Annotated in this window: 29 protein-coding genes and 4 pseudogenes; 4 read left to right on the top strand and 29 right to left on the bottom strand. The window is 50.2% G+C overall.

What is annotated here, in order from left to right; genetic code table 11:
- Positions 1 to 83: 83 nt before the first annotated feature.
- The 11 genes and pseudogenes from EJL02_RS11930 to EJL02_RS11875 all read right to left on the bottom strand — a co-directional run.
- Positions 84 to 722: pseudogene (locus EJL02_RS11930) on the bottom strand (VirB6/TrbL-like conjugal transfer protein, CD1112 family); the annotation flags it as partial.
- A gap of 83 nt (positions 723 to 805) precedes the next feature.
- Positions 806 to 901 (bottom strand): annotated as a pseudogene (locus EJL02_RS14660) (Maff2 family mobile element protein); the annotation flags it as partial.
- A gap of 90 nt (positions 902 to 991) precedes the next feature.
- Positions 992 to 2,602, bottom strand: a complete 1,611-nt coding sequence (locus EJL02_RS11920; RefSeq protein ID WP_117536987.1) for a recombinase family protein — start codon at positions 2,600 to 2,602, stop codon at positions 992 to 994.
- A gap of 111 nt (positions 2,603 to 2,713) precedes the next feature.
- A complete protein-coding gene (locus EJL02_RS11915; RefSeq protein ID WP_002569233.1) occupies positions 2,714 to 2,902 on the bottom strand; it encodes a transposon-encoded TnpW family protein in 189 nt (62 codons plus the stop codon).
- Positions 2,899 to 3,756, bottom strand: a complete 858-nt coding sequence (locus EJL02_RS11910) for an ATP-binding protein (protein ID WP_006859737.1) — start codon at positions 3,754 to 3,756, stop codon at positions 2,899 to 2,901. The genes EJL02_RS11915 and EJL02_RS11910 overlap by 4 nt, the downstream gene beginning before the upstream one ends.
- Positions 3,753 to 4,502: a phage replisome organizer N-terminal domain-containing protein gene (locus EJL02_RS11905; RefSeq protein ID WP_006859736.1), complete on the bottom strand. Its 750-nt coding sequence runs from the start codon at positions 4,500 to 4,502 to the stop codon at positions 3,753 to 3,755. Before EJL02_RS11905 ends, EJL02_RS11910 begins: the two co-directional genes overlap by 4 nt.
- Positions 4,492 to 4,704, bottom strand: a complete 213-nt coding sequence (locus tag EJL02_RS11900) for a hypothetical protein (RefSeq protein ID WP_005927784.1) — start codon at positions 4,702 to 4,704, stop codon at positions 4,492 to 4,494. Before EJL02_RS11900 ends, EJL02_RS11905 begins: the two co-directional genes overlap by 11 nt.
- A 184-nt stretch (positions 4,705 to 4,888) precedes the next feature.
- Complete coding sequence (locus EJL02_RS11890) at positions 4,889 to 6,511, bottom strand: relaxase/mobilization nuclease domain-containing protein (protein ID WP_125116593.1); 1,623 nt, start codon at positions 6,509 to 6,511, stop codon at positions 4,889 to 4,891.
- Positions 6,483 to 6,878: a plasmid mobilization protein gene (locus tag EJL02_RS11885; RefSeq protein ID WP_109056364.1), complete on the bottom strand. Its 396-nt coding sequence runs from the start codon at positions 6,876 to 6,878 to the stop codon at positions 6,483 to 6,485. Before EJL02_RS11885 ends, EJL02_RS11890 begins: the two co-directional genes overlap by 29 nt.
- 586 nt (positions 6,879 to 7,464) lie before the next feature.
- On the bottom strand, positions 7,465 to 7,665 hold the full coding sequence (locus EJL02_RS11880) for a helix-turn-helix domain-containing protein (protein ID WP_006858003.1): 201 nt from the start codon (positions 7,663 to 7,665) through the stop codon (positions 7,465 to 7,467).
- A complete protein-coding gene (locus tag EJL02_RS11875; RefSeq protein WP_330411767.1) occupies positions 7,658 to 7,939 on the bottom strand; it encodes a sigma-70 family RNA polymerase sigma factor in 282 nt (93 codons plus the stop codon). Before EJL02_RS11875 ends, EJL02_RS11880 begins: the two co-directional genes overlap by 8 nt.
- Positions 7,940 to 8,526: 587 nt before the next feature.
- Here EJL02_RS11875 and tet(W) point away from each other — a divergent pair.
- Both tet(W) and tet(40) read left to right on the top strand, forming a co-directional pair.
- Positions 8,527 to 10,446: a tetracycline resistance ribosomal protection protein Tet(W) gene (tet(W), locus tag EJL02_RS11865; protein WP_069988272.1), complete on the top strand. Its 1,920-nt coding sequence runs from the start codon at positions 8,527 to 8,529 to the stop codon at positions 10,444 to 10,446.
- Positions 10,447 to 10,491: 45 nt separating this feature from the next.
- Positions 10,492 to 11,712: a tetracycline efflux MFS transporter Tet(40) gene (gene tet(40), locus EJL02_RS11860; RefSeq protein ID WP_125116592.1), complete on the top strand. Its 1,221-nt coding sequence runs from the start codon at positions 10,492 to 10,494 to the stop codon at positions 11,710 to 11,712.
- Between the two features lie 154 nt (positions 11,713 to 11,866).
- Here tet(40) and EJL02_RS11855 read toward each other — a convergent pair.
- The 7 genes and pseudogenes from EJL02_RS11855 to EJL02_RS11825 all read right to left on the bottom strand — a co-directional run.
- Positions 11,867 to 11,995 (bottom strand): annotated as a pseudogene (locus tag EJL02_RS11855) (Maff2 family mobile element protein); the annotation flags it as partial.
- Between the two features lie 216 nt (positions 11,996 to 12,211).
- Positions 12,212 to 13,036: pseudogene (locus tag EJL02_RS11850) on the bottom strand (VirD4-like conjugal transfer protein, CD1115 family); the annotation flags it as partial.
- A gap of 86 nt (positions 13,037 to 13,122) precedes the next feature.
- On the bottom strand, positions 13,123 to 13,488 hold the full coding sequence (locus EJL02_RS11845; RefSeq protein ID WP_007860222.1) for a hypothetical protein: 366 nt from the start codon (positions 13,486 to 13,488) through the stop codon (positions 13,123 to 13,125).
- Positions 13,489 to 13,565: 77 nt separating this feature from the next.
- Positions 13,566 to 13,739, bottom strand: coding sequence for a transposon-encoded TnpW family protein (locus tag EJL02_RS11840; RefSeq protein ID WP_008978040.1), 174 nt, complete (start codon positions 13,737 to 13,739; stop codon positions 13,566 to 13,568).
- Between the two features lie 64 nt (positions 13,740 to 13,803).
- Positions 13,804 to 14,667, bottom strand: coding sequence for an ATP-binding protein (locus EJL02_RS11835; RefSeq protein WP_007860224.1), 864 nt, complete (start codon positions 14,665 to 14,667; stop codon positions 13,804 to 13,806).
- Positions 14,664 to 15,413 carry a phage replisome organizer N-terminal domain-containing protein gene (locus EJL02_RS11830; protein ID WP_007860225.1) on the bottom strand — a complete coding sequence of 250 codons (750 nt, stop codon included), beginning with the start codon at positions 15,411 to 15,413 and terminating at the stop codon, positions 14,664 to 14,666. The genes EJL02_RS11835 and EJL02_RS11830 overlap by 4 nt, the downstream gene beginning before the upstream one ends.
- A 113-nt stretch (positions 15,414 to 15,526) precedes the next feature.
- The gene (locus tag EJL02_RS11825) at positions 15,527 to 15,925 is read right to left on the bottom strand and encodes a cysteine-rich VLP domain-containing protein (protein WP_007860226.1); all 399 of its coding nucleotides are present in this window, start codon (positions 15,923 to 15,925) and stop codon (positions 15,527 to 15,529) included.
- Between the two features lie 126 nt (positions 15,926 to 16,051).
- Here EJL02_RS11825 and EJL02_RS11820 point away from each other — a divergent pair, with 126 nt between their 5' ends.
- Both EJL02_RS11820 and EJL02_RS11815 read left to right on the top strand, forming a co-directional pair.
- Positions 16,052 to 16,330, top strand: a complete 279-nt coding sequence (locus tag EJL02_RS11820; protein ID WP_005924829.1) for a type II toxin-antitoxin system RelB/DinJ family antitoxin — start codon at positions 16,052 to 16,054, stop codon at positions 16,328 to 16,330.
- Complete coding sequence (locus tag EJL02_RS11815; RefSeq protein WP_002596328.1) at positions 16,327 to 16,617, top strand: type II toxin-antitoxin system YafQ family toxin; 291 nt, start codon at positions 16,327 to 16,329, stop codon at positions 16,615 to 16,617. Before EJL02_RS11820 ends, EJL02_RS11815 begins: the two co-directional genes overlap by 4 nt.
- Before the next feature lie 107 nt (positions 16,618 to 16,724).
- Here EJL02_RS11815 and mobQ read toward each other — a convergent pair whose 3' ends face one another.
- The 11 genes from mobQ to EJL02_RS11760 form a co-directional block, all read right to left on the bottom strand.
- Positions 16,725 to 18,170, bottom strand: a complete 1,446-nt coding sequence (gene mobQ, locus EJL02_RS11810) for a MobQ family relaxase (protein WP_076917517.1) — start codon at positions 18,168 to 18,170, stop codon at positions 16,725 to 16,727.
- A 190-nt stretch (positions 18,171 to 18,360) separates the two neighbouring features.
- The gene (locus EJL02_RS11805; protein WP_125116591.1) at positions 18,361 to 18,651 is read right to left on the bottom strand and encodes a DUF3847 domain-containing protein; all 291 of its coding nucleotides are present in this window, start codon (positions 18,649 to 18,651) and stop codon (positions 18,361 to 18,363) included.
- Positions 18,652 to 18,679: 28 nt separating this feature from the next.
- Positions 18,680 to 19,141 (bottom strand): RNA polymerase sigma factor, encoded by a 462-nt coding sequence (locus EJL02_RS11800; protein WP_125116590.1) that lies wholly within the window; start codon positions 19,139 to 19,141, stop codon positions 18,680 to 18,682.
- Positions 19,142 to 19,151: 10 nt separating this feature from the next.
- Entirely contained in the window at positions 19,152 to 19,604 is a 453-nt protein-coding gene (locus EJL02_RS11795; protein WP_125116589.1) for an RNA polymerase subunit sigma-24, read from the bottom strand.
- A gap of 103 nt (positions 19,605 to 19,707) precedes the next feature.
- Positions 19,708 to 20,121, bottom strand: a complete 414-nt coding sequence (locus EJL02_RS11790; RefSeq protein WP_125116588.1) for an RNA polymerase sigma factor — start codon at positions 20,119 to 20,121, stop codon at positions 19,708 to 19,710.
- A 453-nt stretch (positions 20,122 to 20,574) separates the two neighbouring features.
- Positions 20,575 to 21,327, bottom strand: a complete 753-nt coding sequence (locus EJL02_RS11785; RefSeq protein ID WP_243114474.1) for an ABC transporter permease — start codon at positions 21,325 to 21,327, stop codon at positions 20,575 to 20,577.
- 5 nt (positions 21,328 to 21,332) lie between these two features.
- Complete coding sequence (locus EJL02_RS11780) at positions 21,333 to 22,022, bottom strand: ABC transporter ATP-binding protein (protein ID WP_125116586.1); 690 nt, start codon at positions 22,020 to 22,022, stop codon at positions 21,333 to 21,335.
- Between the two features lie 12 nt (positions 22,023 to 22,034).
- Positions 22,035 to 22,208, bottom strand: a complete 174-nt coding sequence (locus tag EJL02_RS11775) for a receptor (protein ID WP_125116585.1) — start codon at positions 22,206 to 22,208, stop codon at positions 22,035 to 22,037.
- Between the two features lie 107 nt (positions 22,209 to 22,315).
- A complete protein-coding gene (locus EJL02_RS11770; protein WP_125116584.1) occupies positions 22,316 to 23,218 on the bottom strand; it encodes a sensor histidine kinase in 903 nt (300 codons plus the stop codon).
- A 7-nt stretch (positions 23,219 to 23,225) separates the two neighbouring features.
- The gene (locus EJL02_RS11765) at positions 23,226 to 23,990 is read right to left on the bottom strand and encodes an ABC transporter permease (protein WP_026650085.1); all 765 of its coding nucleotides are present in this window, start codon (positions 23,988 to 23,990) and stop codon (positions 23,226 to 23,228) included.
- Positions 23,968 to 24,933, bottom strand: coding sequence for an ATP-binding cassette domain-containing protein (locus EJL02_RS11760; protein WP_125116583.1), 966 nt, complete (start codon positions 24,931 to 24,933; stop codon positions 23,968 to 23,970). The genes EJL02_RS11765 and EJL02_RS11760 overlap by 23 nt, the downstream gene beginning before the upstream one ends.
- Between the last annotated feature and the right edge of the window lie 2 nt (positions 24,934 to 24,935).

Here is a 24,935-nt window from a genome sequence, read left to right as displayed (position 1 = left end):
TAAATCGGATGACGCTAAAGTGACGCTTTTCACGTCTTTGATACTTTTCTTTACCGGCTTGCTAAAGCCGGGTTCCCAAAATGCCCGCACACCGCCTTTGGATGAAAAGCGGCGCTTCTGGACGCGCGGTAAATCTCAATCATACGGCCATAGATCACAATAAAGATACAAATGTAAAGCGCCCACATGGTAATGCCAATAAAGAGCGACTGCACCCATAAGCCAATCAACGGACCTAAATCCATTTCCATCAGCCGGGTCTCCATATCGGTCATGACAGAGGAGATGTCGATGGAAGCATCAGAACCGATGATACCTGCCGCCTGCGCTACCACACTTTGCGCCATGTCGAACACACCCATGACGATATTCCATGTGTTTGTGACGATCAAAATGGCGGCGGCAGATTTGAACACCCATTTGAAAATCATCCAGGTGTCCACATCATGCAGGTTGTTTCGGTCGGTAATCATCTGAATCAGCTCCAGCGTCATCACGATAGCCAAGATCACGCCAGCAATCGGCACCATGATGGAGTTGGAGAGGCTCTGAATCATATTGAAAATATCACCGTTCCAGCCCTGGGGGGTCTGACCCACCTGTGTCGCAATGTCTGCAACCTGCTGGTTTACGCTGTCGAACATCCCCGATAAGTTTCCCATGATGCCGCCCACCAGCATTTCTTTGAGCCAGTTGGTAAGGGCATCCAGTAAGAAATCCATACGGTGTCAACCTCCTTTCAGCCGCCCCCGCGTGGGGGCAGGGGCGGCAAGGATTTCTTATGACAGCTTAACGGCGTGAGCGATTAAACGGTAAACAGGTTGGAGAGCAGGGGTACGAGGATCATGCCGACCACGGCGACGCCAGCGCCAGCCATGAGCTGCTTCATACCCTGAGACTTTATTGATGTGCGATAAAGAAGTAATAGAAGTGTAAAAAATTTTGCCGTTCCTATCCGGCACTTAGCTCTTGTGTCGGATAGGTCGGGCGGTTATTCGGGCAAGTCCACCTTGCCAACAAAAGAATAATAAATCTCAATGTCCTGTCTGCGGGTCTTGTTCTCGTCATAGCTGCACTCATGCACAACGATTTTCTCTACAAACTCCCGCAGCAGAGTAGGGGTAAGTTCTTCAAAGCTGGTATGCCGCCGGACAACATTCATAAACTTTTCTGCGTTCACGGTGGCTTCCTGTGCTTTGGAAAGCTCCGCTTGGATAGCGGCGGCTCTTTCTTTCAGCTCCCGTTGTTCTGCTTCATAGTCTGCCGACAGCTCTGTGAAACGCTCGTCTGATATGCGCCCGGTCACACTGTCCTCATACAGCCGCTTGAAGATAGCGGATAACTCGGCTATGCGTTTCTCGGTGGCTTCCAGCTCCTTTTTCTTGGCGGCGTTCCTGCGCTTGCCCCCGTCCTCGTTCTGCTCAATCAGGAGCTTCATAAACCGGGCTTCATGCTTTGCCGCATAGCTGGTCACTTTCCGCAGATTGGAGAGTACACCAGCGGTCAAGAGGTCGGTGCGGATAAAGTGCGCCGTACAGTCATGGGTGCGTTTCTTGTAGTTGCCGCAGATATAACAGTCCTGCTTGCGCTTGTCCGTCTGGTATCGCTGCTGATACATCACACTGCCGCAGTCTGCACAGAACAGTATGCCGGAGAACAAGCCCACTTCATCATAGCGGTTGGGGCGTTTGCGCTGCTTGCGAAGCTCCTGCACCCGTTCCCATGTTTGGGTGTCTATGATAGGCTCGTGGTGGTTCTCGAATATCGCTTGCTTTTCCTCCGGGTTTTCTACGCTGTGCTTGACTTTGTAAGAGAGTTTTTCCGTCTTGAAGTTTACCAGGCAGCCCGTGTATTCCCGGTTTTCAAGGATATGCACAACGGTATTGGTCGCCCACTTGCACTCATAGCCGGGGTGGTAGCGGCGGGTGCTGCCCGTCCTGCGGTATTCCAGCGTCCCCGGCGTGGGGATTTGCTGCTCTGTGAGCATACGGGCTATCTTGGTCGGACCGTTCCCGGCAAGGCAGAGGTTGTATATCTGCTTAACTACGGGTGCAGCTTCCTCGTCAATAATGAAATTTTCGTCCTCGTCCATGAGGTAGCCATACACAGGTTTGCTTGTGATGGGCTTGCCACTCATACCTTTTGAGCGTTTTACTGCTTTGATTTTCTTGCTCGTATCTCTCACCAGCCATTCGTTAAAGATATTCCGCAGCGGGGCAAAGTCATTGTCGCCCTGTGCGCTGTCCACTCCGTCATTGATAGCGATGAAGCGGACGCCTTTCTGTGGGAAAACCATTTCCGTGTACATTCCCACTTGCAGGTAGTTTCGCCCTAACCTCGACATATCCTTTACGATAACTGTCCCGACTTTTCCGGCTTCAATGTCCGCAAGCATGGCTTGAAAACCGGGTCTTTGAAAGTTTGCACCAGAATAACCGTCGTCCGTGTACCAGCGCAGATTGGAAAAGCCGTTCTGCTTTGCATAGGTTTCAAGGATACGCTTCTGATTGGAAATGGAATTGCTCTCGCCTTGCAGCTCGTCCTCATGGGAAAGTCTTGGGTAAAGGGCGGTAATTGGTTGTTGGTTGGTCTGTCTTAACATAAAATCCTCCGTTTCCGACAGCCAGCCCCACTATTCCGTACCTTGATTGTACCACATGGGGCGGCTGTCTGTATAGCGGCAAAAGCGTCAAATCTGCTTCTTTATGGTCGGTCAAATCGCCGTTTTTTGTGTAGCAGCTTCCGCTTCCAGCACTTTCATCATCTTGTCGGCTGCGGTGTCGGTTGCGCCCTGCTTGAAGAATCCGGAAACGGTAAGGACGGAGTTGCCCATGCGGATTTCCGTTACACAGTCCGGGCGGCGGTCTGTTTTGGTGGTGCTTGTCTGTTTGGTTTCTGTCATAGGCTCTCCTTTCGCTGCTTCGTCAGTTGCTTTAATCGTTCCAGCTTTTCCTGTGCGGTTTCCTTTCGGAAATTGCTGCCCGTGAAGCGGACGGGGGCGCACATGGAAGTCAGCCTGTCATAGATACGGGCGTGGGGCGTGTCCTGCGGGTGCTGCAATTCCTCCAGCGTGAGGTTGGTCGTGGCGATCAGCGGCTTGCTGCTTCGGTAACGACTGTCAATCACGCTGTAAACCTGTTCCAGCCCGTATTCTGTCCCTCGCTCCATACCGAAATCATCAAGTATCAGCAGGGGATAGCTGCAAAGGCGGGAAATATATTCGTTCCTGCCCTCAAAGCTGGCAGCAAGGTCATTGAGTATTGTTGCAAAGTTTGTCATACAGACGGCAACCTCTTTCTCCATAAGGGCGTTGGCGATACAGGCGGCAAGGTAGCTTTTTCCTTTCCCCACGCCGCCCCAAAACAGGTAGCCGATATTTTCAGCCTGCATGGTTTCCCAGCTCTCCACATAAAAGCGGGCGGTTTCGGTCTGCGGGTTTCTGCCGTTGTCATGCTCAAATGTCCAGTTCCGCATAGCAGGGTCGGTAAAGCCCCGGCGTTTCAAGTCCTCCACTTTTTCAAGGTGCTTCTGTCTGCTTTCAGCGGCTTCCCGTTTTTCACGGGCTGCCCGCTGGCAGTCGCACTCTGCCGGGTGTCGGTCATGCCCTAACCATTGGGCGGTTTCTTTTGAAAAGTAGGCTTCTTTGGGCGTATGGCACTTGCCGCAGTATAAAAGCCCGTCCTCGCCTGTGTAGTCCTCCGCTTCGGCGGTAGTGGCTGTAATGTCCGTAATCATAGCTTCAATCTCGTTTCTCATAAGCTCTCACCCTCCTTGCATGAATAATCGGGTATGCCCTGTTTCGGGGCAGCCTTGCCTTTGGCAGCGTCCTCCTGCGCCCACTTGTAAATGGTGGCTGCATGGCTGTGGTACTGCTTCCCGGTGGAAGCGATATGGCAGGAAAGCCGGTCAATATAATACTCCCACTTGTCGGGCAGCTCTGTTTTCAGCCCGGAAAGCTCTGTATCGGTCAGTATCACATTGTTGTATCTGCCATAAGCGGCGGGGGCGGGGTGTCCCGTTTCTCCCTCTCTCTCTTTTTCTATCTCTATCTCTTTCTCTAACTCTATCTCTATCTCTGGTGGACGAATGTCGGACAAATGTCCGCCTTTTGTCCGAGACGGTAAAAGTGCCTTGTTTTCCAGCCTTGCAGCCCGTTTTCGCTCGGCTTCGGTAGAGGACTGTCCTATCATCAGCTCAATATCGGTCATATAAAAAGCCCCGCTGTCAAGCTGCTCCACAAGCCCCAACTGCCGGAAAATCTCTAAAGCCCTTTCAACCGTCCCTATCTGGTGGCGGGTCAGTGTCGCTATCATCTGCGCTGTGTAGGGGATATGCTCGTCAAGCTGCAACTTCCCGCCGTTTTTCAGCGATTTTAAGTACAGCTTCAAGAGGATATTGGAATATAAAATCCCGTCTTTCATATCTTCCAGCAGCACAATGGAGTCGCTGTCAAAAAAGTTCTCTTTCAGCTTGAGGTAGTAATACTTGCGGTTATCTGCCATTGTCCCTGTCCTCCTTTTTCCGGCGTTTGGAGTAGTAGCGGGGGCAGAGTATGATAACCGCCCGGAAGCTCTGCTTGCAGCTATGGGTACAGCCCCGGCAGAGGTCGTTGTATGTGATACGGTCGCAGGTGGTATTCCCGACTTTCACTTGCCGCAGGAAAAAAGACCATTCCAGCCGCCGTTTCTTGCTCATTCTTGGCATGGGTGCGCTCCTTTCTGCCGTTTCCGCTGGTGTGACGGTATCGGCGGTAATTCTGTATCATCTCGGTATCATTTTCGGGGTTTTTCTGCCCTGTAAGCCCGTTAAAAAATCCTTTGGTATTGCGGATAGGGTACGGGGCAGCCCCCTTGTTCTGTATGGGTTCGGGTACATTTGGGGGCGGTTTTTATCGCTCCTGTTCCTGCTTTTTCACAGGCTTGCGTTCCCTGCGTAAAATCTGGTCGATATTGCCCTTGACAGTCTGTAAGCGGCAGTATTCCTCCCGTTTTGCCCGGTAATCGTTGTAGCCGCTGTTTTTCTCTTGGATAAGGCTTTCAATCTCGGCTTGCAGGGCTTTATAGCCCGGCAGCTTGGAAATGCCGTTTTCTTTGAAATAGCGGGCGGCTGCGTCTGCTATGATAAAGTCGCTTTCGTGCTTCTGTCGGTAGGCTGCTTTTGCTTTGGCGTTTTTCTGCTGTTTCAGCCCGTCCCGGACAGGGCGGGTCTTGGAATAGGCAAGCACCTGCCGTTGCAGCTCCTTTTTCCCGTCCAGCGTCTTTTCCACCTGCTTCAGCTCTGTAAGGCTTTCCTGCATGGCGGCATAGGCAGCAGAGCAGGCTTCGTCCAGTTCCTCCGGGGAAGAAAAGCCGTACTGCTGGTAGGCGGTAACGGTAGCCGCCATTTGCTTTAGATTGTACTTTGCCGCCCAGCGGTCATAGCCCACGCCCTTGCCCTCGGCTCGCTTGGCTTCCCGGTCAACCATGCGCTGCAAGGTGTTGTCTGCCGGGGTGGTTTTTGTGGGTTTTTCCCCTTGTGACGGCTTTTTAACTGCGACAGGGTATTCGGGTATGGCTTTGGTCTGTTTGGCGGCTCTGTGGGCGTTCTGTGTAAGCAGGGCAAGGACAGCAGCCTTGTCAAAATCGTCCCCAAGCTTCCGGGCTGTGATAGGCTTTGTCCTGTCCGGCGTGAGGTAGGAAAGCCGCCCTCGGCTCTCCTTGACGGTCACGCCCTCCCGCAGCAAAAGGGAAGAAAACTCGTCAAAGCTGGTAGCTTGGGAAAGTGCCTGCCGTATCGTCCGGCGCAGCTTCGCCTTGTCCGTTTCAAACTTGGTGGGCTTGGTCGGCTGTCCGGCGGCTTCTCTGGTGGCGTTCTCTTTATCAAGGGCAAGCTGCCCTTTCTTTGCCGCCCAGTACTCTCGTTCTGTTATCCGTTCCTTGCTACCGTTCAAGAGGTCGATTTGGTAAAGCCCCTCCCGGTGGCACATCTCCATGACTTCACTCTTGAAATATTCCATAGCGGCATTGGTGCAGCGGTGCTTGCAGCCCGCCCTTGTGTCGGCTGGTCTGTCCATGTAGGGCAGAAGCGGGACTTCATAAATTCGCAGGGAGTTGATGACGATATGCACATGGATATTGCCGCTGTGGTTATGCCCGTCCGGGTGGGTGCATACAAGGGCTTGGTGTCCGGGGAAATGCTCTTTACAGAACTTCTCGCCCAGCTCCTGCGCCTGGTCTACGGTCAAGCCGTTGTCTGTCCCGTCCCGTGGGTCAAAGCTGATGATATAGTGGTGGCTTTTCACATCTTCCCGTTTTTGATTTTTCTCATAGCGGAGATTCGCCCGCATACAGGCAACAGCGAAATCCTCGCCCCCGCAGTTGAGGGAAGAAATGCGGTAATCCTCCCTCGGTATCAGCCGCCCGTTTCCATCAAGGGTGGGCTTCATGGTAAACTCGTCATGCTCAAATGTGAGGTAGGCTTCCGCTGCGCCATAGTCGGCATTTTTAGAGCTGATATGTTTGAATGTTGCCAACAGCGTCACCCACTTTCTGCAAGATTTCAAACTTTAGGGCAGCAAGGTCGGAAACCGCCGCCCGTACCTCCCCGGCAAGCTGCGGGTAGGGGCTGTGCCACTCGTTCAGCGTCCGGGCTATCTGGTTTAAGTTGCCGCCGATCCTGCCGTATTCGGCGGTCAGCTTCCCAACAGCGGCAAGCAGCTCATCATTGACGGGAGAAACGGTTATGATGGGGCGTATGGCTGCCCCGGTTATGGCTTGCCGGATAAACTCGGCTTGGCTCATGTTGTAGGCAGAAAGCCTTTCTGCAAACTCGGCGTATTCTTCCTCGGTCATGCGTGTTTTGACTACCCGGCTGCGGTGCGGTGTGTTGTATCGTTTCATGGTCGACAGACCTCCTTTCTGTGTATGGTGTCCTCTCACTAATAGGAGAAAAACAGGGTGTGAAGCGGAACTGTTTTTGAAAAATCCGAAAAAATATTTTGAGGGATTTTTAAGCGGCGTAAGCCGCATGGCAGGGTTTGGGGAAGGCACTCCCCAACAAGATTCCCGCAGGGGCAAAATGAGCGATAAGCGAATTTTGGTACTGCGGTAGAATCTTGCTCTAAGAAACTGCCGGACTGCCGTTCACTTCCTACTGCCACTTTTTCAGAAAATCTATAACCAGCTTTTTCATAAAAGGCTGCGGGCTGGCGTTCTTCCTCTTACTCCCTACAACACCGCAAAAAGCAAAAATGACGGACTTTCCGGCAAGAACTTTTCCGGCGGCTCGGTCTTTCCCGACAATAAGGCGTTTCGGAAGCTGCGTTTTGCCCGCTGTCTAAAAAAAACGGCAGCCTTTTTTGGTTTCACTATCTAATACGGAACTTTTGGAAATTTGCCAAAAATGAGCGCAAAAAAAGCAGCAAATCTTTTTCGGATTTACTGCTTCATGTGCCGCTGCGGGGCGGCGGGATATTCAGTTTCTATGTTATCGGTCAAGCCGGAACTTGAACAGGCTTTCAATCAGCTTTGTTCTGATGTAGTCCTCCATATCAGAGTTGTAATAGCCGTTCATCTTAGAGAAGTAGCGGATATATCCAGCGTATCGGTCAAGGACGGCTTGTATCGCTATGGGGTCGCCCTCATGTGCCTTTATGATAGTGTCATAGGGGAGAAGTCGGTTACTCATGGGACAGCACCTCCATTTCCTCTTTCAGCCGCTTCAAGGCAAGCCGTATATGCCGCCCGATTGTGCTGCGTGTCCAGCCGCTTTGTTCTCCGATTTCTTTCTGCGTCAAGTGCTGAAAGTAGTACAAAAAGATTTCTTCCTGCGTCTGTTCCGGCAATCGGGCAAGAGCAGCCGCAAGAGAATGCTCATGTACGGTAAGGAAGCAAGCAACCGAAAACAAGAGATAGACCGCCAGCACTACACTATTCCGAACCAAAGACCAAAAGATAAGCATTGTGGGAAAATCTAAACTTTTGGATTTTCCTACAATGCCAACTACGGCGGAATCCCTCCCACTCCTTATATCTTTCTGTATACATTGAATTTGTATTTAGTAAAATGCAGACAACACCACGGATCGGCTTTTGGTTGGACAATTCCAACCAAACACCACAGCAGACAGCAGAAAACATTCTGAACGCTAGGAAGCCGGTATGATTGTTACATATAAGGGGAAGAAAAATTTCTTTTAGGTACTTGCTTTCCTAAAACTGATGTGATACAATGATTAAAACTGATGTGATACAATGATTTAATCCAGAAAAGGAGTAAAAAATATGCGGCAAGGTATTCTTAAATAAAACTATAATCAAATAGTGGGAACAAAGGATTATGATAGCTCCTTTTGTAGGGGCTTAGTTTTTTGTACCCAATTTAAGAATACTTTTGCCTTATCAATTTTGACATATCCCCAAAAACAGCAATCACAAACAGGTGTATGCTGTATATGTGTATGTCCGCAACTTATAATCCCCAGTGGTAAAAGTATTTTACTGCTGGGGATTTTTATGCCCTTTGGGGCTGTAAAGGGAGGACAATCACATGAAAATAATCAATATTGGAATTCTTGCCCATGTAGACGCTGGAAAGACGACCTTGACGGAGAGCCTGCTATATGCCAGCGGAGCCATTTCAGAACCGGGGAGCGTCGAAAAAGGGACAACGAGGACGGACACCATGTTTTTGGAGCGGCAGCGTGGGATTACCATTCAAGCGGCAGTCACTTCCTTCCAGTGGCACAGATGTAAAGTTAACATTGTGGATACGCCCGGCCACATGGATTTTTTGGCGGAGGTGTACCGCTCTTTGGCTGTTTTAGATGGGGCCATCTTGGTGATCTCCGCTAAAGATGGCGTGCAGGCCCAGACCCGTATTCTGTTCCATGCCCTGCGGAAAATGAACATTCCCACCGTTATCTTTATCAACAAGATCGACCAGGCTGGCGTTGATTTGCAGAGCGTGGTTCAGTCTGTTCGGGATAAGCTCTCCGCCGATATTATCATCAAGCAGACGGTGTCGCTGTCCCCGGAAATAGTCCTGGAGGAAAATACCGACATAGAAGCATGGGATGCGGTCATCGAAAATAACGATGAATTATTGGAAAAGTATATCGCAGGAGAACCAATCAGCCGGGAAAAACTTGCGCGGGAGGAACAGCAGCGGGTTCAAGACGCCTCCCTGTTCCCAGTCTATCATGGCAGCGCCAAAAATGGCCTTGGCATTCAACCGTTGATGGATGCGGTGACAGGGCTGTTCCAACCGATTGGGGAACAGGGGGGCGCCGCCCTATGCGGCAGCGTTTTCAAGGTTGAGTACACCGATTGCGGCCAGCGGCGTGTCTATCTACGGTTATACAGCGGAACGCTGCGCCTGCGGGATACGGTGGCCCTGGCCGGGAGAGAAAAGCTGAAAATCACAGAGATGCGTATTCCATCCAAAGGGGAAATTGTTCGGACAGACACCGCTTATCAGGGTGAAATTGTTATCCTTCCCAGCGACAGCGTGAGGTTAAACGATGTATTAGGGGACCAAACCCGGCTCCCTCGTAAAAGGTGGCGCGAGGACCCCCTCCCCATGCTGCGGACGACGATTGCGCCGAAAACGGCAGCGCAAAGAGAACGGCTGCTGGACGCTCTTACGCAACTTGCGGATACTGACCCGCTTTTGCGTTGCGAAGTGGATTCCATCACCCATGAGATCATTCTTTCTTTTTTGGGCCGGGTGCAGTTGGAGGTTGTTTCCGCTTTGCTGTCGGAAAAATACAAGCTTGAAACAGTGGTAAAGGAACCCTCCGTCATTTATATGGAGCGGCCGCTCAAAGCAGCCAGCCACACCATCCATATCGAGGTGCCGCCCAACCCGTTTTGGGCATCCATAGGACTGTCTGTTACACCACTCTCGCTTGGCTCCGGTGTACAATACGAGAGCCGGGTTTCGCTGGGATACTTGAACCAGAGTTTTCAAAACGCTGTCAGGGATGGTATCCGTTACGGGCTGGAGCAGGGCTTGTTCGGCTGGAACGTAACGGACTGTAAGATTTGCTTTGAATACGGGCTTTATTACAGTCCGGTCAGCACGCCGGCGGACTTCCGCTCATTGGCCCCGATTGTATTGGAACAGGCATTGAAGGAATCGGGGACGCAGCTGCTGGAACCTTATCTCTCCTTCATCCTCTATGCGCCCCAGGAATACCTTTCCAGGGCTTATCATGATGCACCGAAATACTGTGCCACCATCGAAACGGCCCAGGTAAAAAAGGATGAAGTTGTCTTTACTGGCGAGATTCCCGCCCGCTGTATACAGGCATACCGTACTGATCTGGCCTTTTACACCAACGGGCGGAGCGTATGCCTTACAGAGCTGAAAGGATATCAGGCCGCTGTCGGTCAGCCGGTCATCCAGCCCCGCCGCCCGAATAGCCGTATAGATAAGGTTCGGCATATGTTCCACAAGTTAGCCTAACAGCTTGCGAAAGTCGTATAAAATGAGAAAGGAGAATGTAACTTCATGTTTTCTAAAAATTCAAAGGCATATTCTGTCTATCTGCTGTTCCGATTTGTCTATTCCCTGGCGGCTTCTATGGCCACAGTGCTTTCCATCGTGTACCACCTGGAGGTGGTGCAGCTGGATGCTTTTCAGCTTGTCCTGGTGGGGACTGTTCTGGAAACCTCCTGCTTTCTGTTCGAGATACCCACCGGTGTGGTGGCGGATTTGTATAGCCGTCGGCGCTCGGTGCTGATTGGAATGTTCCTCTACGGCCTGGGCTTTCTGATGGAGGGTGCGCTGCCGTGGTTCGCGACGGTTCTGCTGGCCCAGGTTGTCTGGGGTTGCGGTGATACCTTCATCACCGGCGCTCTGGAGGCGTGGATTGCCTCGGAGGAAGAGGACAAGCCCATGGATAAGGTGTTCCTGCGTGGCATTCAAATGGGGCAAATCGGCGGCGTTCTGGGCGTGGTGCTGGGCACACTGCTGGGAAACATAAACCTGCAAATGCCTATCATCTTGGGGGGCAGTTTGTGCTTGCTGCTGGGGCTGGTGCTGGTTCGCATCATGCCAGAAACCAACTTCTCCCCTGCTATTGAGGAACGGCAGGGCTTGCTTAAAGACTTTGTCTGCCTGTTCAAGCTCAACCTGGGCTTTGTGAAAGGCGCACCTGTGTTGCTGGCGCTCTTAGCAATCACACTGTGCGGGGGACTTGCCAGTGAAGGCTTTGACCGGCTCTCCACCGCTCATTTTCTGGATGACACGGTAATACCCGTTATCGGGCCACTGAACAGCGTCACTTGGTTCGGTGTTATCAGTCTTATCGGCAACGGCTTAGGTATTCTGGCTTCTCAGTTGCTCATCGCCCGCATGGAGAAAAAAGGGACTGTCAGCCGAACCAGTGTGGTCATGTCCACCAGCGCCGGGTATATCCTGTGCCTAGTTCTCTTTGCGGTGGGGCGGAGCTTTTGGTTCATGTTGTTGGTGTTCCTCCTGGCGGGGCTTATGCGCACCATCAAGGAGCCGGTGCTGGCCGCCTGGATGAACGACCATGTGGAGGAGAAAATGCGCGCCACATTCTTTTCTACCAGTGGACAACTGGACTCTTTCGGGCAGATCATCGGCGGGCCTATTGTGGGGCTGGTAGCCCAACAGGTGTCCATACCCTGGGGGCTGGTCTGCACCGCTTTCCTGCTGTTGCCCGCGCTGTTCTTGGTGCCAGTGGCGGGAAAGAAGCGGGATTGATATGGCATAGTTAAGTTTACTGACGAGCGGGAGATTACTTCCGCTCGTCTTCATTTAGCAGCGCAAAATTTGAGGACTCTTTATCTCCTTATTCGGTATAGCGGAGGCGGCTGTCAATTCGACATAATTTTCTTGTGATACTTTACCGTACATGAGCATTGGCGCCGGGATTATCATTTCCGTAGCCTTCCAGCAGGTTGATGACACCCCAGATACCGAGACCAGCGCCCAGAGCGATAACGAGAGTTTTCAGAACAGTGATAGCCTGGGTAAAAAATTCCATAAATTATAGTTAGCCGGAATCATTTGAAAAAGGTTTATTTAGTCATTCATAGGCATACAAAAGCCGGAGCAATCTGCCGCCCGGTTTCCGGGGGCTGATTCCGGCTGTCCTCCTTTTTTCATTATTTTTTGGTGATTGTCCGCTTTGTACGCCAATGGCCCCATAAGGGCAGTTGCGGCGAATAGATACGACCACTCCTTTCACAGCGGAACAGATTTACGCGCCCTCTGCGTCTACTTCGTACACATCGTAGATCTCATTGGGCTTGAGTTTCAGCCGTGTAGACAGGAACGCCTCAATGTCAAAAGCGTTCTTTTCGTCTGCGTCGGCTGTGTATTTGAAATTGGGGTGCTTGGTGATGTCGTACTTATCCGAAAGGAAAGGCCGCACACCGCGCAGCTGGAGGATGCACTTGCCGCCGTCCATAACAGCCAGCTCGTCCTGACTCATCAGCTCTTTCCCCAATTTTTGATAGTTGAGCGAGTGGGAAGTTTCCCGCCCACGGCTCTCGCCGGTGTTGTAGGTGTCGATGGTTTCCTTGCCCAGCACGGCGGCCAACTCCTTGAGGGTAGTCGGCTCCTTGCCGCCCAGGAAGATAGAGGTATCCATGTTGCCGATGATGGTATCGGCATTGTCCTTGTAGATGGCTTTCAGCTGGGACTGTGCTTGCAGCACCAGACAAGCGGAAATCTCACGGCTTCGGATGGTGGCAACCAGCTTTTCCAACCGGGGTATCTGACCGATGTTGGCACACTCGTCAATAAGGCAGCGCACATGGACCGGCAACCGACCGCCATACACATCGTCAGCCTTTTCGCAGAGCAAATTGAAAAGCTGGGTGTAGCACATGGAGATTAGGAAGTTAAAGCTATCATCCGTATCGCTCATAATGAGGAACAATGCAGTCCGGCGATCTCCCAGGGTATCCAGTTCCAACTCGTCGTAGGAAGTGACCTCCCGCAGCTCCGCAATGTCGAATACGGCAAGGCGCGCACCGCAGGAAATCAGGATGGATTTTGCCGTTTTGCCAGAGACAAATTGTCAAGGACTTTTTAATCAAATTCACAAAAAATCTACAAAAAAGGTGCCAGAAGCATTGTATGGCTCCTGACACCTCGTTTGATAGATTACATTTTTCCGTTCAGCAGGTCTTTGCAGAGATACGCGTAGTCTGGCAGCTGGTTGATATATGACTCCCAGCGCCGCTTGATTTCGGCCAATTCCAGCGGGTCGGCTGCTTCCAGTGCATGATCGTTGCCCGTCATATACAAAACATCCGTAGCAACATCGTCCAAACACCTGCCGCAGAGATCGGCGGCTGATTCTATCCTGATACCGGTATCCACATAAAGCGGATTTACGCCAATCGTCAGCCAGACATAGCCCACCTTGTCCGACCAGAGCAGTTCAAAATCGGGGCTTTGCCGCAGATGTTCCGCAAAGACTTCCTTTACTCGCTCAATTTCATGTTTCTCTTTTTCTGTGTAAAGCATTTTTGTGTCCTCCTTGACAAAAATTTTGGTGCATACCATCATCAGTTTAGCACAAGGCGGCTTCGTTTATCAGTCTGTCACATCTGCTGAATTTCATTTTTGAGCATACGCTTGATTTTATCGCTCATGGTTTCTGTGCTGGTATTGCTGAAATGGACATGAACCTTGTAGGTCGTCTTACCGATTTTCTTTACCATCGCCGGCGTGTTTTCCGGCGCTCTGGACGCAGTAACGGCGTCTGCCACCTGCATAGTACGGGGTTCTTTGTTCATGGCGCTCCTTTCTCCGAACGGGTCTGTGCCGCCCGGTAAAAAATCAGTCGTGCTTACTGTTTACAATGTCTTTTGCTGTCTGTCGGGTAGCACCGGCATTTTCTTCCCGAAAATTCTTCCCGTCAAAGAGGATCGGCGCACACCGTTCCAAAATACGGTCATAGATACGGGCGTGGGCCAGATCAGGCGGGTTTTTCAGCTCGGACAGTTTCAAGTTTGTTGTGATAATCATGGGTCTGCGGCTGCGATAGCGGCTGTCAATGACGAAAAACATCTGCTCCATAGCATATTCGGTACTGCGCTCTACACCCAAATCGTCAATGATAAGCAAGTCATACTCATCAAAGCTGGCAATAAACTCCGACCTGTCCTCAGCGAACATCCCGGTCAGGCGGTTCAGAATGGTGGGAAAGTTCGTCATCAGCACCGGCACATCCTGGTCAAGTAGAGCGTTGGCAATACATCCGGCGAAAAAAGACTTGCCGGTTCCCACATCTCCAAACAGCAAAAGCCCGATATTGCTCTTATATGCCTCTTTCCAGTTCTCCACATAGGCATGAGCCTTGTCCATCAATGGGTTTTGCCCGTTATCATTGGAAAATGTGTAGTCGTACAGATAACGGTCTTGCAAGCCCTGTGCCTTTCGGCGTTTGATACGCTCCATACGGCGCTGCCGTTCTTCAGCAGCCTTGCGCTGCTCCTCAGCTTCCCGCTGGCACTGGCAGATGCAACGCGGCATAAAGTAGCCGGATTTCCCAAAGCATGGCACAACGGTCTGCCTCTGGCCGCCGCATTTCTTACAGTGAATGAGCCCGTCTGACAAGTCTATATACTCGTCCTCAGCCAATTCCACACCGGCAGCTGCCTTGTCGATGAACGCCCGGATTTCTGCGGTAATCTCAATCATACAGTTTCATCCTCCTTTACGCTGTAATCCCGGTTGCGTGAGGGTGTGACAGTTTTTTTAGCGTCCTCACCGGCCCAGCGCCGGATGGTCGCTGCATGGCTCTGATAACGCTTGCCGGTAGAAGCCATGTACTCGGACAGTTTTTCGATGTACTGTTCCCATACAGCAGGAAAACTGGCCTGCAAGTCAGCCAGTTCTTCATCCGTCAGGAAAATATTCTGGTAACGGCCATAGGTGTGGGAAGGGTGCCCCATTTCAGGGCGTACCTTCTCTATCTCTCTCTTTATCTTTATCTCTTTCTCTAACTCTATCTCTATCTCTGGTGGACGAATGTCGGACAAATGTCCGCCACTTGTCCGGAGCGCAGAAAGAGCCTTATTTTGAAGCCTTGCAGCCCGCTTTCGCTCAGCCTCGGTAGAGGACTGGCCGATTAAAAGTTCGATGTTGCTCATGTAGAATGTGCCGCTGTCCAGCACTTCCACAAGACCCAGCTTCAAAAAGATTTGCAAGGCTCTCTCCACAGTGCCGATCTGCTGGCGGGTGATGGTGGCGATTATCTGCGCCGTGTAAGGAATGTCCTCGTCAAGCTGGAGCCGCCCGCCATGTTTCAGCGATTTCAGATACAGCTTGAGCAGAATGTTAGAATACAGCACACCGTCCTGCATACTTTCCAGCAGCACGATAGAATCATCGTCAAAATAGTTTTCTTTGAGTTTCAGGTAATAATATTTTCGATTGTCTGACATAGGGTTCCTCCTTGGGGATTCTCTTGGGATTCTGTACGCATTTTAAGGCTATTTTAGGAGTCAGAGGATAAATCTATCAGCCTGCCTTTGACACCCTCGAAAAAAGCCTTGATTTACAAGGGTTTTTCAGCCCCTAAAGCGTGACATTTCTCCCGTTGTTTCCGCTTGCGCTTTGCGGCGTTGATCCGCTTCATGCGCGCGGCACATTCCGGGCAATATTTGGCCCTGTTAGAACCGGGGGTAAACAGCGCCCCACATACAGCGCATTTCTTAGCATTCAGTCGGTGGAACAGCGCCGTTTCCAGTTCCTTATCCTGCGGCAATACCGCCGCCCGAAACCACCTGCACAACAGGGAGTAGGAAATGGACTGGACACAGATGCATTCCTCCCCATCGTCCAGGGCGATACAGTTTCCGTCAATGTAGTTACAGCACTCATGCACCAGCCTCCGCGCTCTGCGGTACTGGCGGTAATCCATGACAGGGATAGGTTCAGTCTTGTTGTTCTTCATAAATGATTTCTTTCATAAAGCGTGTAACCTCCTCGAATGAATTTATTGTTAAATATTCGTGCAAAGTATTGTTTTCTTCGTGCAAATGGCATATACTATAATTGCCAGCAGAAAGGGGTTGATCGTATGGCTGGAAATACCACAAACATCAGTATCCGCATGGACGCAGATTTGAAAGCGCAGGCGGACGCACTGTTTACTGAACTTGGCATGAACCTGACTACGGCGTTTAACATCTTTGTGCGCCAGTCGCTTCGTGAAGGCGGCATTCCCTTTGAGGTAAGGCTGGAACAGCCGAACAAAGAAACGGTTGCTGCCATGCTGGAAGCGGAAAGGATTGCAAAAGACCCGTCTGTAAAGGGCTACAATGACCTTGACGAGTTGTTTGCTGACCTGAAAAGATGAAAGAAACCAAATATACCGTCAAGTACACGACCAGTTTCAAAAAAGACTACAAACGAGCCATAAAGCGTGGCTTGAAGATTGAGCTGCTGGAGCAGGTCGTAGCATTGCTGGCAATGGGCGAACCGCTGCCGGATAAGAACCGCGACCATGACCTGTCCGGCGATTGGGCAGGCCATCGGGAATGTCATATTCTCCCGGACTGGCTGCTTGTCTACCGCATAGAGGATGATGTTCTGGTGCTGACGCTGGCCCGCACCGGCACACACAGCGACTTGTTCGGCAAATAAACAGTCTGCCGCCGTATGGGGAAACCTGTACGGCGGTTTTTCTGTATGCAAAGGTATGTCGTGAAACGCGACACACTTGACAGGGGTACGCCAAAACGCGGTAGGCTTTACCGCTCCGGCCCACGGTCGTGAGACTTGTCCCTTTCCTGTCGGGACAGCTGCTCGGCGGTTTTGCGGAGCCGTTCCACTGCTTTCAAATCCTCCCTCATGGATTTCATGGCAAGCGTGTCCGTCTGCTTTCCGGCGGTCAGCTGGTCGATCTCCCGCTGCCATGCCTTCGGGGTGATCCCCTCGCCGCTGTCTTTCAGTTCTTTCAGATACCAGGCTGCTGCGTCATACAGGATCAGTTCCCGGCTGTGGCGCTGCTCAAACTGTTCCCGCTTTTCCGGCTTTACTTTGGCAAGCTGTTTGTGGATGGGCTTGTACTGGTTGTACTGTTCCCACATCTCCCCGCGTTCGGTAAGAATGGCGATCCGGCGCTCAGCCTTGACAATCTTTCCGCGAAGGTCATAGTAACGGCTGTTCATATCAGCGATTTTTTCATGAAGCTGCTGCATAGACTGGATGCCGTTTGCCTGTAAAAAGCTGAATAGTGCAGCGCTTTCCTGCAAAGCCCGGATTTTGCCGGTGCGGGTGCGGGGAGTGTTCAACTGCTGCTGGGCCTCCCACAAAGCAGTCAAGCTGCTTTGCTGTGTTTGTGGTTTTTCCGCTTCGTCTTTCGACCAGCGATAAAGACGGGTAATGCGGGCTTTAATTTCTTTCAGCAGTTTGTTGTCGGCGACGATCTGTCGGTTTACTTCCCCCTTGTCGGTGCGGATACCGCGCTTTTCCATTTGGCTGGCAGCTGGCCCCAGATGGACAGAGGGAATTTTATCAATGCCCTGCCGCTTGTAACTGCGGTGGTCAATGCGCTCCGGTCTACCGGCAGATTCCAGCGCCCGGTTGGTGTAGGCTGTCCACGCTGCCCGCCAAATCTCCACATTTCCTTTATCGTTCCAGTCGGTCGTATCCTCCCGATGATTTTTCCAGCCGCCTTTCCCATCCGGGATACGCTGTCCATTCTCGTCCAGATCGTATGCCTTGCGGCACTTTGCGCCCCACTGTCCGTTTTCTTTCAGAGGCCGGAGCGTCAGCATGATATGGACATGAGGGTTGCCGGTTCCCTTGTCATGGATGGCAAAGTCGGCGCACATTCCTTTGTCTACAAAATTGTCCTTCACATAGGCACGCACAAGGGCAAGCTGTTGTTCGCCGGACAGTTCACGGGGCAGGGCTGCCTCGATCTCACGGGCAAGCTGGCTGTCCCTTGCTTTCTCGATTTGCTCCACGCTGTTCCAGAGGATAGAACGGTCTGCAAATTCTGGCGGGGCGTGGGCAGGCAGCATGATCTCCGCATGGACAATGCCGCCTTTCCGGGTGTAGTCGTGGGTCATTCCATCCCATTCATTTGTCAGCTTGGTTCCGCTGCGGTAAGCAGCTGCGGCAACGGCAGAACGGCCTGCGCTGCGCTTGATGATACTGACGGGGATATGACAGAAATCTATGGGGAACACCTCCTTTCAGTGAGGGGGATAGCAGGCTCTGTGGAGCCGGACAAACGCAAAGCGGGTGTCCGACGACTGCGCAGAGCGCACAAGGGGTTTGGGGAGCGTAGCTTCCCATCGCGGACGAAGTACGCAACGCCCCCGGCAGGGCGCACAGCACCGGCAACGGTGTATAAGTGCGCCCTTGTAAACAAGGGACTTATGGCATATCCCCGGATTTTGGCAGGTTTGCAGTCAATTCCGCAGCCCCCGGAAGATGGGACAGGGCAATCAAAAATGCTTTGACCTCTACGCCGGAAAGGTTGGGAGCCAGCGGGAAAATCCCCTCCAAAATGGCTCCGCGCTCAATCAGGCGGCGGGTGCGAACCCTGCGTTCTTCGTTCCGCTGCTTGTTCTCCAAAATCTTCTTGCGGTTTTCAAGCTGTCGGATCTCCTTCAGGACTTTCTCCCGTTCCTCTTTTTGGGGGTGGGCTGTAATTTTTTCGTTCATGCCATGCACCTCTTTTCTTTGGAAACGCTCATAGATTGACCGTCCATTTCTGACGCGCAAAGTACCGGCGCAGCCTCCGCAGTGCAGCGTGGATGGATTTTCCCGCCTGCGATGGTGTGATACCCTCCATTGCGGCAATGTCTTTCACTTTCATACCCAATATATAGCGGGCGTGGACACGGCGGGCCTGCATAGGCGGCAGGGAAGAAATGGCTTCATACAATCGCCGGATCAGTTCTTCGTATTCGGCTAATTCTTCTTTTTCTATCAGATAATCCTCCGGCGATGGCTGCGCCCAGCCGATAGCAGCATTTTCGATTCCGTCGTTACAATCGAGGGAGTAAAACGCCTTATACCGGAACATCTTGCGCTCTCTGGCGGCCTCGGCTCTCTTATCCAGAAGAAACGCTTCGACGATCTCATCGGACACCTCCACAAAAATGTCCTCTTTGCAAAATGGATAATATTGTTTGAGATTGATGGTCTGCATAGGCGCGCCCTCACTCTGTTTGAAAAAGGTCATCATAGCAGCGGCGCATATTCCGCAGACCTCGACGGATGGCAACGCTGACCTTGCTGCTGTGGACGCCCTCTCTCCGGGAGATTTCCGACTGCTTGATACCAGCAATGTAGTAGGCGTGAACACGGCGGGCCTGTGTCGGAGTGGCATGAGCCAGAGCCACCGGCAGAGCTGCAATCAGGTGCAGGCGGGTGGTCATTTCTTCTCGTTCCAGCAAAATATCTTCCGGCGATCTGCTGTGTTCCAGTGCGTAATTTTCCATCCAGCTGTATGCGTCCAGAGAGTAGTAGGCGCGGTGGTAGACTTTCCGACGCTCATAGTTCTCCATCTCCCGCTGGGCCTGATACATCGCTGCCCATACCTCGTCCGTAACATCCACAAACTCATCATGCCGGTAGTGGGGATACATCCATCGCAGATTGATTGTTTTCATAGGCTTACCTCCTGAAAAGCGGAGAGGCGGGCAGCTCGTCCGCTGTCCGCCCCTCGCTGAGATAAGGGAAATGATCCCTTTCACTTGGTAGCCAGAAAACAGGTCATTCGTTAAGCCTGTTCTCAAAGAAATTTATAAATTTTTTTCTGACCGCCTCCACACTTTGATACACAGCCACTTTGGAGCAGCCGCACACCGCTCCGATCTCTGCAAGGCTCAGCCCGTCAAACGCATAGAGTAGGAACCGGCTGCGCTGGGTCTCGGTACAGGTGTCCAGAACAGCCATCAGCTCATGCAGTGTTTCCTTGCGGCAAAGGTATTCTTCCGGCGTTTCGCCGTAGGCTCCTACACCCTCGGTGGTAATGATGTACTCGTCAAACTCCCGGCCATCCCAATGCCGCCGCTGTTCATGGAACAGGTTCTCCGTTTTGTGATCGGCCCGGTCAAGAAATTCATAGACTTCCAGCGTGACCTCCACGGCCACAGCTTGTCCGTTATAATTGATGGTAACTTCCATCTGCCTTTCCTCCATTCAGATTTTTTCGGGAAAATCTGAATGGGGCGGCGGAGAACGGCACCGGGGATAAAGTTCGGGCCATGCTGACCCGATGTTCCGGCTCCATAGGGACAAAAAAACACCCGAACGGCATAAAGCCATACGAGCGTAATAGAGTATATTTTGCCGTTTAGTTACATGGTATAGTGCATACTGCTGACCGCATTGCTCCGCTGCTGGAAACAGGCTTTTTTTAGCTGGTGCAGATTATGGGCACTGTGAAAAAAGGCAAAAATAGACACGGCGGCAATCCTCCTATATGCCGCCGTGGATTCACACGGTGTTAGGTCGTCGTTGGTTTAGAATAGACGAAAAGAAACGGCGGCTCTGAAAATCAAAGCCGCCGCTTCATAGGCGCGTGGAAATGTGTCTGCTGTACGACAGCTTTTTTTCTTTGCCGTCGTGCGGCAGAATTTAATTTTCTATTTTTTTCTTGTGAGAAAAGACAATCAATCCAACCAAAAACATCACAATAAAGCAAAGTACAAAACTGATACATCCGCCAATGGTGGCCAGCACAGGGGAATCATAATAAGTGGATTTATCCGAAAAAAACATAGACACACGATATGCAAAGCTACCCGGAATGACAAAGCCGCTTTCTGAACCGATGAACAGGCAGGATGCAAAGCCATATATAACCCCTACTACGCTTGTCACAATAATATTGCGGCTCAGATTGATAACGATTGCCCCCAAACAAGTAGTTATCAAAACGACAACACAAGCTTCAATTCCAAACCCGATTGCCAAATTGAGGAATAGGGAAATACCTCCTCCAATCAACCTATCAGTTCCATTGAGTACCGCTACAAGCAGACCAAAAGCAATAAATAAGATGACTGCAAAGCCTATGCCGATAACGATGCTAACAGCGACTTTCGATAGAAAGAGTTTCTTCTTTGAAAAATCATAGGTAATCCAGTTGATGTAAGTTTTGTTCTTGTATTCCTGATAAAACAGCGAACCAATCAAAATGAAGATGACCATTGGGAAGAACATGGAGAACTGGTTATTCATAAAGAAAAACAGGTCAGTAAGTGATTTTGCGCTGTTGTTGAAAACTGCTCCTGCTCCGCCGGTAAGAATGGGAAGAAGTGACAACAGCAGAAGAAATACCATAAACCATTCCCGCTTCAACTTGTAAAACTCGTTTTTAATCAACATTCCTATTATGCTTCCTCCCTCTGGCCGGAAGTCATAATATCCTCATACAGTGCTTCCAGTTCCTTTTCATTATAGCCATTTTTTACGATCTTGATGATTTTGCCTCCCCGAATGAAAATGAGAATATCCGTAACAGCGGCAATTTCCGTCAGATTATGACTTGATACCAAAATACAGTGTTGGGGAGATTTCAGGCGTTCCTTCAGCAGCAGTCGGATTTCCTTTATACCCATCGGATCAAGGCCATTGGTAGGTTCGTCCAGCAGCAAATATTGAACATCGCCTAAAAAGGCGCGGGCAATTCCCAGGCGTTGGCGCATCCCCAAAGAAAGTTGAGAAAACAGCTTTTTCCGGGCATCCAGCAAGTTTACTTGTTCGAGCGCCACTTCAATGTTTGGCCGCTTCAGACCCAAATACCGCGCGTGGAGCTTCAAATTTTCCTCTACAGTGAGCCGGGGGTAAAAAGCCGGGTATTCAATCAAACTTCCAAAACATCTGCTGGAAACGGGCTGTCCATCCGAGAGGATTTCTCCTGAAAAGGCAGTCAGCCCCAGCATGGACTTAAACAAAGTTGTTTTACCGGCTCCATTTGGTCCCAGAATACCGTAGATTTTTCCTTGCTCTAAGGACAGGTTGATATTGGACAGCAAGGCAGTATTTCCAATATTCAGATTTACATTTTTGATTTGCAGCATGAAATACCTCCGTTATTGAAAAAAGATGAAAAGCAAAAAGGCCACAGCATAAATCAAAAATGAAATACCAATGGGTTTTGATCTCTGTTTTAGTCCTTTTAGTCCATCGCTCAATACGCCATGCAAGGCCGTGAGCAGGCACACCGCCAAAGCGATGATAGAAAACACTAAAGCTACTTTAACCATTTGTTTATACCTCCTATGGCTCATACTTTACCAAAGAGGTTTAGGATTTGTTTGAGAAAAGTCTAAGGAAAGTCTAAGGATGAAAAAAGAGCCGCCGAAGCAGCCCTTTAGGAATTGACAATGGGAAACACGACTTGAATTGCAAAGATACCGTTTTGCAAGGAAGCGACAATCTGCCCGCCCATGCGGGTCACAAGTCTTTGAGCGATTGCCAATCCCAGCCCGGTTGTCTTTTTTGTTCGTGACTGGTCGGTGGTGTAAAAACGGTCAAACAAATGAGGAATATCTTCTTGCTGAATACTGCTCGACGCATTTTTAATGGTTATGACCGTTTGAGCTTCTTCTATCGCTGCAGTGATTTGATAATTTCCCTCCCCGTGAACAAGTGCATTATAAACCACATTTGAGAAAATCCGGGTCAAGGCATCTGGATCGCCCCAAATGATAGCTGGTGGATTTGGGATAACGATATAGGGGACACATTTTTTCTGTTCAAAATCGCCGTAGTATGAGGCGACAACATCCCGAAGTACACTGTGTATATCCGTATTTCTGCAATTCAATTTCAGTTCGTCGGCCTCAATCCTTGCAAATTCAAACAGTTGGTCGAGAAGCAGCTTTACAGCGGAAATTCTTTCTCCCGCAATCGTCACATATTCTTTTTGCTCCCCTGTTAAATCCTGTTCCTGTAAGAGCTGGATATAGCCATTTGCTGTTGCCAGCGGCGTTCGCAAGTCATGGGAAAGACTGGTAATGGTATCTCGGAACAGTGTATCGCTCCGTTCAATTTCCTGCCCCATGCTACGATATTTTTTCAGAAGATGATTGATACTTGCAGCCAAATCCTGTATTGTCCCATCCGTTTTTTCCACCATAATTTCGGTTTGCGTATCACGGTCAATCAGAAAGTCAATCTGTTTTTTTACTTTCTGAACCAACTTTCGCTGATAAATCAGTTTCAGGGACAAAAACAGGGAAAGCATTGCAAGCAAGATACATAACACCATCATGTAGCCATCACCGCCTTTCCAAATCGCGCAAGTCCAACCTTAGAAACAGGGAGAGCGAAATGGCTGTTGGTAAAAACAGATATACTACCAGTGTCAAACAAATGGGTATTAAATCCTCCCCAAAGGTATTGATCTGCAAGCTATGAGATAGCCCTACAACCCAATACTTGTAGAGCGAATAATCCATATCCAGTGCTGTACTTATCTTTGTGAGATATAAATACAAAACCCCCAGCATAAAAAATGCGGTAATCGTAACAATGATCCGATGCCGGAGCAGGTAACTTAACAAATTGAGAAATGCAGTGTAACCTAAAAAGCACAGGCATTGAAACAAAAGAAAGACTCCGATTGCAGAAAACGAATACTCTATGTCATACCGGGATGCTCCCATCATCAGAATTGACAAATACGCAACACCAAAGCATACAAACAGAAAAAATAAAACGCCACCCCATGAGGCCAGCAGTTTTCCAAAGAATAGGTGTACTCTGCTTGTACCTTTAGAAAGTGTGATACTGTATGTGCCGGTATGAAAATCTTCTGTAAAGTACAGGCACAAAAAGAGCGTCAATGGAAAAATCAGACTGTAATCTGAAAACAGAAACTCCGTGAACGAAACCAGTGATATAACCGGAAGCATACCATTTACCGAATTGTGATAAAAGGTCAGGGCAAGCGCAAAGACAAAAAACGCAGCCAATACGAGGCAGGCCCAAAACAGGCGGCTTTTGCGGATACGGAACAACTCACTTTGCATCGTCTGAATCACTCTTTGCACCTCCTGTCATTTTCAAAAGATAGTCGGTCGGCTCCATACCGGCAAGCCAGATTTCTGATACCTCTATCCCGGAATGAACCAGCAGCGTATTGATTTCCCCGGATTGCTCATTACAATGAAAAATTCTAATCAGGTCATGACCCAACACTTCAAAATCCGGGAACTGCTGGCTTAAAATCGTAATAGCCCGTTCTAATTGTGGAGTTCTTATCTTTATGCACCGCTGGCAGCTCTCTTTCAATTCCCCAGCCGTAAGCTCACAAAGCAGCTTGCCATCTGCCATCACGCCATATTTGGATGCAAGCCGGGAAAGCAGCGTATAATCCTGTCCAGAGATTAAAAGTGTGGTATGGTTGATTTCATGCAGATAGTTCAGAACAGAAAGCAGGTGTTCACATTCTCCCTTATCTAGCCCGGAACAAGGATCGTCCAAAATTATCATATCTGGATTTCCAAAAAGGGCAACAGCCAAATTCACTAAACGCTGGGTCGATAATGGCAATCGCCGTACCGCCTTTTTCTCTTTCAGGTTCAAATGCAGTATATCTAAAATATGGATTTCTGCGGTTCCAAAAACGGAAGAAAAATAACGCAACATATCAGCAGGTGACAGAGAGCCGATTGTCACAGGCTTTTGTGGTACAAACCCAATCCGGCGGCGCTCCTTCTGATAGTCTATATTGCCAAATAATTTGAGCGTACCAGCTTGAGGTTTAAGTGTACCTATAATGGTTTGCAACAGTACAGATTTCCCGGCGTTATGGCCGCCATACAGTGCATAGATTTCTCCGCGTTTTACCTGAAACGCGATATTTTTAATTCCGTTTCCATCCGGGAAAACATAGGTCAACCCAGCTGTTTCCAAAGCAGTCTCCAAAATAATCATCCCCTTTCCATGCTGTCTTATTGTAGCAGACTGGTGTGCAAACTTCATAA

The sequence above is a fragment of the Agathobaculum sp. Marseille-P7918 genome, assembly GCF_900625105.1.
In the GTDB taxonomy this organism is placed as follows: domain Bacteria; phylum Bacillota; class Clostridia; order Oscillospirales; family Butyricicoccaceae; genus Agathobaculum.
This window is presented reverse-complemented; position numbering and strand designations above follow the sequence as displayed.